12 protein-coding genes are annotated in these 12,117 nt (G+C 37.1%); 9 read left to right on the forward strand and 3 right to left on the reverse strand.

The features are described 5' to 3' along the window. Positions 1–113: 113 nt before the first annotated feature. Positions 114–2,606, reverse strand: coding sequence for a GEVED domain-containing protein (locus tag FW781_RS08335; RefSeq protein ID WP_149386980.1), 2,493 nt, complete (start codon positions 2,604–2,606; stop codon positions 114–116). A 226-nt stretch (positions 2,607–2,832) separates the two neighbouring features. On the opposite strand from FW781_RS08335, the gene FW781_RS08340 reads away from it, so the two are divergent. From FW781_RS08340 to proC, 4 genes are all read left to right on the forward strand, one after another. Then, positions 2,833–4,038 carry a pyridoxal phosphate-dependent aminotransferase gene (locus FW781_RS08340; RefSeq protein WP_149386981.1) on the forward strand — a complete coding sequence of 402 codons (1,206 nt, stop codon included), beginning with the start codon at positions 2,833–2,835 and terminating at the stop codon, positions 4,036–4,038. Between the two features lie 10 nt (positions 4,039–4,048). Next, a complete protein-coding gene (locus FW781_RS08345; protein WP_149386982.1) occupies positions 4,049–4,534 on the forward strand; it encodes a hypothetical protein in 486 nt (161 codons plus the stop codon). Positions 4,535–4,537: 3 nt separating this feature from the next. Continuing rightward, complete coding sequence (gene murB, locus FW781_RS08350; protein ID WP_149386983.1) at positions 4,538–5,551, forward strand: UDP-N-acetylmuramate dehydrogenase; 1,014 nt, start codon at positions 4,538–4,540, stop codon at positions 5,549–5,551. Between the two features lie 357 nt (positions 5,552–5,908). Then, on the forward strand, positions 5,909–6,712 hold the full coding sequence (gene proC / locus FW781_RS08355; protein ID WP_149386984.1) for a pyrroline-5-carboxylate reductase: 804 nt from the start codon (positions 5,909–5,911) through the stop codon (positions 6,710–6,712). Here proC and FW781_RS08360 read toward each other — a convergent pair. Further along, entirely contained in the window at positions 6,702–7,115 is a 414-nt protein-coding gene (locus tag FW781_RS08360; RefSeq protein ID WP_149386985.1) for a VanZ family protein, read from the reverse strand. The two genes, proC and FW781_RS08360, sit on opposite strands and share 11 nt — an antisense overlap. A gap of 56 nt (positions 7,116–7,171) precedes the next feature. On the opposite strand from FW781_RS08360, the gene lnt reads away from it, so the two are divergent. Continuing rightward, positions 7,172–8,806 (forward strand): apolipoprotein N-acyltransferase, encoded by a 1,635-nt coding sequence (lnt, locus tag FW781_RS08365; protein WP_149386986.1) that lies wholly within the window; start codon positions 7,172–7,174, stop codon positions 8,804–8,806. 182 nt (positions 8,807–8,988) lie between these two features. On the opposite strand, the gene FW781_RS08370 is transcribed toward lnt, so the two are convergent. After that, positions 8,989–10,698 (reverse strand): T9SS type A sorting domain-containing protein, encoded by a 1,710-nt coding sequence (locus FW781_RS08370; protein WP_228720159.1) that lies wholly within the window; start codon positions 10,696–10,698, stop codon positions 8,989–8,991. A 243-nt stretch (positions 10,699–10,941) separates the two neighbouring features. On the opposite strand from FW781_RS08370, the gene rpmB reads away from it, so the two are divergent. From rpmB to FW781_RS08390, 4 genes are all read left to right on the forward strand, one after another. Continuing rightward, on the forward strand, positions 10,942–11,184 hold the full coding sequence (gene rpmB / locus FW781_RS08375) for a 50S ribosomal protein L28 (RefSeq protein ID WP_002976757.1): 243 nt from the start codon (positions 10,942–10,944) through the stop codon (positions 11,182–11,184). A 6-nt stretch (positions 11,185–11,190) separates the two neighbouring features. Next, positions 11,191–11,373, forward strand: coding sequence for a 50S ribosomal protein L33 (rpmG, locus tag FW781_RS08380; protein ID WP_027373683.1), 183 nt, complete (start codon positions 11,191–11,193; stop codon positions 11,371–11,373). A gap of 20 nt (positions 11,374–11,393) precedes the next feature. Beyond that, positions 11,394–11,546, forward strand: a complete 153-nt coding sequence (locus FW781_RS08385; RefSeq protein ID WP_002976755.1) for a DUF4295 domain-containing protein — start codon at positions 11,394–11,396, stop codon at positions 11,544–11,546. Between the two features lie 89 nt (positions 11,547–11,635). Beyond that, on the forward strand, positions 11,636–12,103 hold the full coding sequence (locus FW781_RS08390) for a RidA family protein (protein ID WP_149386987.1): 468 nt from the start codon (positions 11,636–11,638) through the stop codon (positions 12,101–12,103). Positions 12,104–12,117: the final 14 nt, after the last annotated feature.

Raw genomic sequence — 12,117 nt, forward strand, 5'->3', positions numbered from 1 at the left:
ATGATCCAAATGGGGATTTATTTTGTGATATTTCAGATTATTATTTAAACAAATCATAAAAAAGGCAGCCACACGAATGCAACTGCCTACAGAAATTATTAACTCAAAAAATTTTATTTTTTAATGGCCTTTACTGTTGATTTTGAACCATCTTTAAAGTTCATTGTCACTAAGTACAGACCGGCATTCAACTCACCTAACTGAAGTTCTGTAGTTGGATTGTCAATAGTTTTCACTACTCTTCCCGCTACATCTGTAACTGTTACAGATTTAACATTTTTGATATCAGCAACATGCAGAACATCTTTGAAAGGATTAGGATATACATTCACTTCTTTTTTCTTCAGATTGGTTTCTGAAGTTGATAAAGATGTTGCCACTTCAAAGGTAAAATCAATAAACTCTCCTCTTGAAATAGCTCCACAAGGATTTGAAGGTGCTGTACTGTTATAATCAGTTACTACTCTCATTCTATAATTACCCAGAGGTGTTCCCGCAGGTACAGTAATAGTTCCGGAAGCATTTGTTATATAAGTGGAAGTAACAAACATTCTTTCTGAAGCTTCAAAAGTTAAATTATTATTCCAGTCTACCCAAACTGCAATTCCACATGTAGGACCTCCTGCCGTGAAAGACACAGAAGTGTCCGATCCCGGAGCATTTATTATCTTGTTGTTGCTTGTTATTAAGTTTTGATATCCACCTGCAATACTTGAACCTGATGAATAAGCCATATTTACTAATCCTCCGGTAGAACTGAAGTCAGATAGCCATGAATTCTGGGTAGTAGATGATGGCAGACAATATCCTGTTCTAAATGCAGTAACATCGCTCCAGATACTCTTATCGGAAGCACTACATACAGATCTTACCCATGCATAATAATTCGTATCAGCAGACAGCGAATTCAACTGTGCAGAAGTTGTAGTAGAAGTTACAGAGTTTGAAGCGTTTAAAACGGTAGTAGCATCAGGTGCAGTATTCGTAATACTGTAATACACTTCGTATCCATTTGCAGGAACTGAAGCAGGAGCTGTCCAAGTGACTGTTGCAGAGCCCGATGTTACAGTAGATGTTGTAACTGCAGTAGGCTCCAAACAAGAAGGAATATCCTGAACAGTAATATTATCAATATAAAGAGCACGACCTGAACCTCCTAAACCATGTTTAAATGCTAATTGTAAATCAGAACCCACTGGAATATTAACAGTATATTGCGTATGGGTAGTCGTCAAAGCAATAGGAGAACCAATTTGTGTGAAAGAAGCAGGATCTGCAGGGTTTGATAAAGTACCTACTAATAATGTATAACCATTTGATCCAGATCTTGCATAGAATCTCACTCGTTTAGTCCCATCTGAAAGGTTTATAGTTGGAGGCGAAACTAACATTTGGCTGCCTGTAGTAGCAGTTGAGTTATATAAATAATAAGCATTAGGTGCTGAATAATTATTCGTTGTAGTTACATATCCATATCCTGAAAATGATGCACTTTCCAGATATGCCCAACAGCTTGGGGCATTATTATTACTACTGGAACCTGTGCCTGTACTATCAAAGTTTTCTGTATAGGGAACTGTAAAAGTAGAACAGGCTGTTTTAAATGTTCCTGCAAAAGACCATACACTCTGGCTTGTTGCAGTGTTACAGTTGGATCTTACCCAATAATAATACGTTGTATTTGAATTAAGCCCCCCAATAGTTGTACTTGTACCTGTTACCCCCGGATAAGTAGGCGTTACTGAACCCGCAGGTGTTGTGCTTGAAGTACTGTGGTATACATCATAACTGGCAGCATTGCCCGTCCATGAAACTAAAGCAGAATTAGCTGTTATTCCGGAAACCGCCTGTAATACGGGAGGAGCACAGTCTGAATAGACATCTGCTGAAAAAGCAAAGATATTCGGTAAACCTGACCCACTGACTTTGGTAACCGTTACACTTTGTATTAATTTTGCCTGGTTCGCGGCATCTATTGCCAGTTCAATCTGATATAATCTTGGGTTCGTTCCGCCCTCGGGAGAAGGAACATCATCACCAGCACCAGGAGTAGCTCCCGGCTTTTTAACCCTTCCTATCCCCTGGATCGCAAAGTTAGATCCGCCATACCAGTCGGCGAGACTGATACTTGAAAATGTCTGCGAACTGCCATCTGTAAAATTTACTACTGCACTTACTGTAGAAGTACCACTTCCGCTTACAGCAAGCATATACAGTTTGGTAACAGGTTTGGGGGTTACAAATGCCAAAGTCCCGTTATCATTTACAGCAGCCAATCTCAAAGAATTGTTGACATTCAAATCTGCTAACTGAAACTTCAATCCGGGAGTTGCCGCCACTACAGAATTAATGGTTCCGTCAACAGGAATACCATACGTAATAGCAGCACTTGTGGATGTCAGCTGAAAATCTTTAGCTACAAAAGCGTAAGAAACTCCGTCTACGTCATTATTTGTAGTAGTTGTTGAGGAACCTATACCGTTTGCAATTACATCAGCTGTTAAGCCTGAAGCAATCGGCATGGTTTGATAATTTTGAGCCATTAGTACACTGGCTGAGAAGAGAGCGATAGCAGGTACCACTCTAGAAAATAAATTTATTGCCATTTTGATCACATTTGAGGCGAAATTTAGTAAAAATAATAATACGAAAATATTATTTTTAACAAAACCTTAAACTTTATTCAAAATGCGTGAAAAATTAATATTAAACATCATTGAAACTTATTTATTTTAATGACAACGTAAAACTTGATGAAACACCTTCTTATTGATTCTTAATTTTATTATTGAGAAATTAAATCCTATTTTTGTCATACAAATTTTTTGAACAATGCCGAATATTTCAAACAGAGCGCTGCATATGCCGCCATCGCCGGTAAGAAAACTGGTTCCCTTTGCATTACAAGCAAAACAGAAAGGAATAAAAGTATACCACCTTAATATCGGACAGCCTGATATTGAAACTCCGGAAACAGCTTTAAATGCTTTAAAAAACATCGATTTAAAAGTATTGGAATATGCACTTTCTGAAGGAAATATAGAATACAGAAAAGCCCTTACAGAATATTATCATTCATTAGGTTTTTCAGATCTTACCCCTGATAATTTCATTGTTACCAATGGAGGTTCTGAAGCCCTGAACTTTGCCATTTCTACTTTATGTGATGAAGGTGACGAAGTGATTATTCCTGAGCCTTACTATGCCAACTACAATGGATTCACCAGCACATTTGATGTGAATGTAGTAGCGGTATCTTCTACTATTGATACGGGTTTTGCTTTGCCTCCTATTGAAGAATTTGAGAAAAAAATTACAGAAAAAACAAGAGCAATCGTCATCTGTAACCCTGGAAACCCTACCGGATATCTGTATACCCGTGAGGAACTTCAGAAACTTGCAGACATTGCTTTGAAATATGATATCGTAATTATCTCTGATGAAGTATACAGAGAGTATGTATACGATGGAAAGCAGCAGATCTCAATGCTTGATTTCCCAGAATTAGCTGAAAACTGCATCATCATAGATTCAGAATCCAAGCGTTATTCTATGTGTGGAGTAAGAATCGGATGTATGGTTACCCGTTCCAGCAAAATCCGTAATGCGGCCATGCTTTTTGCGCAGGCAAGATTGAGTCCGGTTCTTTTAGGCCAGATTGCGGCAACCGCTGCACACCAAAATGATGGTCCTTATATCAGAGCAGTAAGAGAAGAATACACTCACAGAAGAAACGTACTGGTAGATCTTTTAAATGCTATCCCAGGTGTGATCTGCCCTAAACCAAGAGGTGCATTCTACTGTGTTGCCGAGCTTCCGGTGGATGATACTGAGAAATTTGCACAGTGGCTGCTTGAAAAATATTCTCTTAATAATGAAACCATCATGGTAGCTCCTGCAGGAGGATTCTACAGTGATCCGGAATTAGGAAAGAAGCAGGTAAGAATTGCCTACGTTCTGAAAGAAGAAGATTTAAAAAGAAGTGCTGAAATTCTTAAAGAAGCTTTAAAGAAGTACAGAGAAGAATTCAGCCTGTAAAATATATTCTATGCCGACAACAAAAAAACTCTATCTGAAAATACTGTTTTCGATTCTTTTGCTGTCGGCATTTTTTTCCTGTGATTCCAAAAAAACTGAACAGACTGTTTCTCACAAAAATCCGCACGAGATTACTTTCATCAGTGTATCCGAAATCGGAGGACATCTTGGAAATTACAGAATTATTAAAGTCACAAAAGATTCCGTTTTTGCAGAAAAAGGAATGACGGCCAATCAAACCCATAAAAAATGGGGCTCTGCCATCAGTTCCAACACATGGAAACAGCTTGTCTCATCAATAAGGATTGTAGATCTTGACCATATAAAAAGTTCTCCCAGCCGGCAATCGACAGACGGAACGGATGAAACTTTCCAGATCCGGACTCCGAAAAAATCACACATCTATGTGAATGCCTATGTAGACACTTTACATTACAAGCAGTTACAACAACTTAAAGAACAACTAGACAAAATTCTCCCCAAAGAATACAAATAAAACATGCAGGAAAATTTTTCATTACAACCTTATAACACATTCGGTGTTGAAGCCAAAGCCCGCTATTTTACTGAAGTCAGTACAATTGATGAATTAAAGGAGGCTCTTATTTTCTCGAAAACACAATCTCTTCAGCTTCTGTTTTTGGGAGGAGGAAGCAATATTCTGCTTACCAAAGATTTTGACGGTCTGGCTATCAGAATTAATTTAAAAGGAATTACCGAAGAGAATATCAATGAAAATCAGGTATTGGTAACTGCAAAAGCAGGTGAAAACTGGCATGAATTTGTGATGTACTGCCTGCAAAAGAATTTTGGCGGATTAGAAAACCTTTCTTTAATTCCCGGAAATGTAGGAACTTCTCCAATGCAGAACATCGGGGCTTATGGGACAGAAATCAAAGACGTCTTTGCCAGCTGCAAGGTATTGGATTTGGAAAATCTTGAAGTTACAACATTCAATCTTGAGCAGTGCAGATTCGGATACAGGGATTCTATCTTCAAGCAGGAAGGAAAAGGCAGATATGTTATTCTGGAAGTCACTTTTACACTTACCCGAAAAGATCATTCTATCAAAACAGAATATGGTGCGATAAAATCTGAACTGGAAAATCTCAGCATTGAAAATCCAACCATTCAGGATATTTCCAAAGCGGTTATTAATATCAGACAGAGCAAGCTGCCAGATCCTAAAGAAATCGGAAATGCCGGAAGCTTTTTCAAAAATCCAACCATTCCTTTAGCTCAGTTTGAAGATTTAAAGCAGCAATTTGAAAATATTCAGGGCTATCCAAATGGTGATAGGGTAAAAGTTCCTGCCGGATGGCTGATTGAACAATGCGGATGGAAAGGAAAGCAGATTGGAAATGTCGCTTCACACAAATTACAATCTCTGGTCATCATCAATGCTACAGGAAATGCTACCGGAAAAGAAATTTTTGATTTTTCTACTGAAATTATCAATTCTGTGAAAGAAAAATTCGGGATAGAGCTTGAACGGGAAGTGAATATTATTTAAGCTAAAAAATATAAAGGCTGATTCGATTGGAATCAGCCCTTTTTATTACTGATTTCCATGGAGTATGGCGTGAATGTGTAGTTAGGAAACGCAAAGTCGCAATTTTTTTAACGTACATTATACTTTAAGACGCAAAGATTTTATCTGCGATAAAATTGAATACCGTATAATCTTTTTGCTACAGGATTTTATAATATTTACATGCTTGCTGAAAATCTTCGATTTTCTTGCGTCTTAAAAATAGCCTGCTTTTCAAAATCTTTGCGCCTTTGCGTTTTCCAACAAAAATTAATTCAGAATCAATTCATATCCAGTCTCCGGAAAATCATTATTTTAGCTTAAAAATTACAATTCGTGATGAAAATAGCTATTCTTGGAGCCGGAAATATGGGACTTTCTTTTTCAAAATCATTTTTGAAATACGAACTGATCAAACCTGAGCATCTGCATCTGATTATCAGAAATGAATCTAAAATCTCCAAAATAGCTGAAGAATTTCCCAAATCTAAAATTTCCACCTTTGAAGAAGTAAAGGAAATTGATTCTGATTTGATTATCATCGCTGTAAAACCTCAGGATTTTCAATCGGTGGCCCAAAATATTCAATTTACTTTAAAAGAAAACCAGATGGTACTCTCTATCATGGCAGGAATTAATATTGAAAAAATTCAAAAATTACTGAATCATCCGCTTGTTGTAAGAGCAATGCCGAACTCTCCTACCCTTTTGGGAATGGGAATTACGGGATATACAGCCGCAGAAGGAATTTCTTTCAGTCAATTAATCAGTATAGAAAGATTACTGAACAGCACCGGAAGATCGGTTTATCTGGAAGAAGAAGAACTTCTGGACGGTGTTACGGCGCTTTCAGGAAGTGGTCCCGCTTATTTCTATTATATCATTGATGCCATGATTAAGGCCGGCATTGAAATGGGAATTGAAGAAAATCTTTCTAAGCTCTTTGTAAAACAGACGATGCTGGGGGCCTATCACCTGATCAATAACTCAGAAAAAAATCTTGAGGAGCTGATTAAAGATGTAGCCTCTAAAGGCGGAACTACAGAAGCCGCTTTAAAAACATTTGAAGACAGCAGTTTCAAAGAAATTCTGAAACAGGGAATTCTGAATGCCGAAAAACGCGCCAAGGAACTCAATAATTAAATCTTTTTTCAATAATCCTGCAAAATTCCCATCCCAGATACACGCCAAATGTATTCAGGATGATATCGTCTACCTCAAATATTCCCATTCTCGTAAAGTACTGCAGTGCTTCAACAATGACGATACATGAGATAAAGCTAAAGATCAATGGTTTTAGTTTTTTCAGGTCAGGAAAAATCCAGCCTAAAAATCCAAAGGGGATAAACATGATAATATTTCCTAAAACAATCATCACAATATCCTTCATCTTATTGGGGCCCTGGATAAATTTTATGGTAGAAAAAACAGGTTCTAAAGTAAGGAGATTTTCTTCATACTGAAATCTGCCCATTCCCAAAAACATCAGGTAAAGCAGAAACAGTGTATACGGAACAATAACAATTTTATATATTTTCTTTAACATTGAACTGCTAATATATTCATTTCAAAAACATTAAATTTGTGTATTAAAATAATTTAATGAAATACGTTCTACTTACACTTATTTCAGCAATGCTGCTGTCGGTTTCATGGCCAACTTATGGAGTTCCGTTTTTTATATTTTTTGCTCTTGTTCCTCTTATGATGATGGAACATGGAGTTTCAAAATTTTCAGATTATAAAAGGAAAAGCTGGGTTGTTTTCGGATTATCTTATCTGTGTTTTGTGATCTGGAACGTAGTCACTACAGGGTGGCTGTACGGTTCAAAGAATCCTGACGGAAGCCATTCCTTGATGGCTGTGGTATTTCCGGTATTAGTCAATTCTCTTTTATATTCTTTGGTATTTCAATGCTATCACTGGTACAAAAATGCTCAGGGAACGTATTGGGGATTGGGATTCCTGATCGCAATCTGGATGAGTTTTGAAAAATTTCACTTGGGATGGGAATTGACGTGGCCGTGGCTGAACCTTGGGAATGTATTCGCCGACTATCCAAAACTAATCCAATGGTATGACACTTTAGGAGCTACAGGAGGAAGTTTCTGGATTCTTCTGATCAATGTTCTGGTTTTTTACACAGTAAGAACCTGGGAAGCCGGAAGAAAGAGAAAAGATCTGATTAAAAATTCGGCAATCGTTGGAGCTCTGATCGTTGTTCCGATGATTATTTCAGTGATCAAATACAATAATTTTGAGGAAAAACCAACCGGACAGGTGAGTATCCTGATGCTCCAGCCGGATCTTGACCCTTATGCCGAAAAATATTCAAAAGACAGCCTGACCATTGAGCAGGATTTACTAGCACTTGCTGAAAAAAATTCAACAGGTAAAATTGATTATTATATTGCTCCGGAAACCGCACTTCCCGGCAGAGGTTCTATTTCTGAAACAGCTTTTGAAAAAAGTTTACTTTTAAATAATATCAAAGGATTTCTAACCAATCATCCGGGATCTGTTTTTGCAACCGGAATTTCTTCACACCGATTTTTTTATAACCCTGCCGATTTACCTAAAGAAGCCTATCAGATCAATAGTGGCGTTTGGGTGAGCAGTTATAATACAGCGATTCAATTGGTACCGAATCAGAAAGTACAGGCCTACCACAAAGGAAAGCTGGTGCCGGGTGTTGAAATATTCCCTTATATGAATGTTTTAAAACCACTTTTAGGAGATGCCATGCTGAACCTGGGAGGAACTGTAGCCTCTTTAGGAACAGACAAAGAAAGAGTTGCTTTTTCAAACCCTTACAACAAAGGGAAATTAGCACCTATTATCTGCTATGAAAGTATTTACGGCGAGTTTGTAACAGACTATGTGAAAAAAGGAGCCAACTTCTTAGCCATTATGACCAATGATTCCTGGTGGGGTGTTACAGAAGGACATAAACAGCTTTTATCTTATGCAAAATTAAGAGCTATTGAAACCAGAAGAGAAATTGCCCGTGCTGCAAACAGCGGAATTTCCGCTCACATCAATGCTAAAGGCGAGATAACTGCTGATACTTTCTATGGAGATAAAACAGCTTTATTTGCGAAAGTAAACCTATATGACACCAAAACTTTCTATACCAGAGCAGGAGATATCCTTTCAAGATTTTCCATATTTGCGCTAGGATTTTTATTATTTTACTACCTGATTGAATGGTTCAAAAAGAAAACAAAGAAAGCGTAGTTTTTAAACACACACTACACAAATCTTCACCCTAATAAAACAATCTGCGTGACCGACAGACTTTGCGAGCATTTTGTCTTCTCGCTGATTTTGCAGATCACGCAGATTGTTATTCTATAAAAAAGAGAAAAGCCAGCTGGACGTCTGGCTTTTCTCATTGATAGAAGATAGAATTGATTCAATTATTTAATCGTAAGCTTCCTTGTGGTTATTTCGTTTTTTATCTTCAGTTTTAATAGATACACTCCTTTAGGTAAATGGGAAACATCAATAGACTGATCTCCATTCACACTGATATTCAGTTTTTTTCCATCCATTGAATACATTTCAGCTTCTGAAATCTTTTCTCCTTTGATATAGACTTTATCTGATACGGGATTCGGATAGATGACAAGCTGTTTAGCAGATTTAATTTCCGTCGTTCCCAATACACTTTGTACAGAAGCATCGGAATATACTTTTGAAGCATCAATAGATTTCACACTCCAGTATACATTCTGAATGGCCGGATCAAGATCCAGGAACCATGATGCTGTCGTTACTACATATTTTGCAATATCATGAGCCCCCTGTGTAGACCCTACCATAATTTCATAGCGCAATGCATTCACCGGAGTTTTGTCATCCGAAGCACCGCTCCATGAAAAATTAAACCGGTTTCCGTTTTTAGTCAGATTCAATTGAGTGGGCGCTGCAGGTTTCGCATTGGCTGCTGCAGAATTATTTTTAAATACTTTAGTCAGTGAAGGCAGATCAGAAGCTGCCCAGTCAAATCCTCCCAGTAAGATATCCAGATGATGATCATTATTAAAATCAAACAGATGTACCAGTCCCGGACCTCCCAGCGCAGTGATACCCGTTAAAGCTCCTGCATTAAACTTATTATTGGAAACATCATAGATATAGGTTTTCACAACAGCATTGTAGTTTTCATTCCCTGAAATGATAAAGTCGTAATACCCATCATTATTAAGGTCACCAACACTTAATGAGACATCAGAAATATCACTTACAGGCATTACCTGAGGCGTCAACACCCCCGTACCGTCATTCATCAGAACAGCAAAATATGCATCATCATTCCCATCCCTTCCAATCACTACAACATCCTGGAAGCCATCTGCATTAAAGTCTGCAAAATCTATTTTTCCTACTGCTACAGGAGCAAGATCCTGCGTAGGAGTAAGAACTCCCGCCTGGTTCATATATACTTTAGATACAGGATCCCCATTGATATCTGATCCGATAATGACAAGATCCAGAAGCTTGTCATTATTAAGATCTACTACTTTAAAGCTTCCGTTTTGAGTTCCGTCAACCCAGTTCCCTGTCATATCAAAACCATTACCTGTATTTTTATAATAATCTAAACTGTTTCCAAAACCTCCTCCATGAGCATACTGAGTCCCGTTGATGGCATAATCCGATTTTCCGTCGTGATTAAAATCAAAAACTTCTACAGATCCATAAATTTTTCCGGGAAGTTCAGCGTCTTTTACAAACCCTGTTCCTGTATTTTTGAATCGGTATTGTTTATAATTCACAACATCCATATAGCTAAGCCCTGTAGAAACAATATCCATCAAACCGTCATTATTATAATCAATAAATCTGATATCTCCCAGATGGGTCACATCAGCTCCGAAACCCGCATAAGGCAATAATGTCGTTCCATTGTTCTGATATACTTCATTATAAGTACTGTCTACATTTCCATCACCATCAGAATCTATTGCTCCATTGAGTACGATATCCATTGTACCATTATTGTCTATATCAGCAATATCTGCCGCAGAATAATAAAAATTATTCATGCTGGTCTGTACCTCAGTAAAATTCTGAGCCATCAGACTGACAGGCAACATAGACCATAAAATATAAATCCTCTTCATAGTTGTTTTTATTTAGATTAATTAAAAACAAAGATAGAATATTAAATTATTTGCTTTAAAAAAAGCCTGTATGAAATATATCAGCACCCATTATCTGCTGTATCCCAAGGATTCTGCTATTTTAAAAATTCATGATTATTAATCAGTCACTTATTTGTAAATATTTTCTAAAAGATTTGTCTATCTAAAAAATTCTTCGTTATTTTGCACTCTCAAATATTATACAAATAAGAACATCGAGATATGTCAAGAATTTGCCAAATAACAGGAAAGCGTGCAATGGTTGGTAACAACGTTTCTCACGCTAATAACAAAACGAAGCGTCGTTTTGAAATTAACTTATTAGAGAAGAAGTTTTACCTTCCAGAGCAAGATAAGCACGTAACACTGAAAGTATCAGCTCATGGATTGAGAGTGATTAACAAGATTGGAATCGAGGAAGCTATTGAAAGAGCTACTAGAAACGGATTGATTAAAAAGAATTAATAAATCATGGCAAAAAAAGGAAATAGAGTTCAAGTAATCCTTGAATGTACAGAGCACAAAGAAAGCGGTATGCCAGGAATGTCTAGATACATTTCTACAAAAAATAAAAAGAACACTACAGAGAGATTGGAATTGAAAAAATACAATCCTGTTCTTAAGAGATCTACCCTTCACAAAGAAATTAAGTAATTTATAAATAATAACTTACCATGGCAAAGAAAGTAGTAGCAACCCTACAAAGCGGTCAGTCTAAGAAAATGACGAAAGTGGTGAAAATGGTTAAGTCTTCTAAATCAGGAGCTTACGTTTTCGAAGAAAAAGTAATGAATGCTGACGAAGTAGACGGTTATTTGAAAAAATAATCAGTACTTTGTTTACAATATAAAAAACTACTCATATTTTGGGTAGTTTTTTTGTTATCTTTGTGCACCAGATTATTAATCAGTAAAGTATGAAAAAGATACTTGTTCTGGCCAGCACAGCCACCTTTCTATTTTCATTCAGTCAGAAAACAATGAGCCCTGTAGAATATAAAAGTTCGCCAAAAGTTTTCAATATAAAAGGATTATCCCAATCAGTAAGTATTGACTGCGGGAGTTCCAAAATGATTTTATTATCTGGACAGGTTCCTCTGGATCCGGAAGGTAACCTTGTAGGAAATACTCTAGAGGAGCAGACTCAGCAGGTTTTCAAAAATATCGAAAATATCCTGAAAGAATATGGGGGAACAGGGAAAGACATCGTTAAACTGGGAATCTTTACCACAGATATCAAAAAAACACCTGATTTCAGAAAAATCAGGGACTTGTATGTCAACCTTCAGAACCCTCCTGTAAGCAGCCTTGTGGAAGTGAGCAGGCTTTTCAGAGATGATGTGCTTATAGAAGTAGAAGCTACAGCAGTGATTAAAAATAAATAAGAATAACCTAAAAC

This window comes from Chryseobacterium panacisoli, assembly GCF_008274625.1.
In the GTDB taxonomy this organism is placed as follows: domain Bacteria; phylum Bacteroidota; class Bacteroidia; order Flavobacteriales; family Weeksellaceae; genus Chryseobacterium; species Chryseobacterium panacisoli.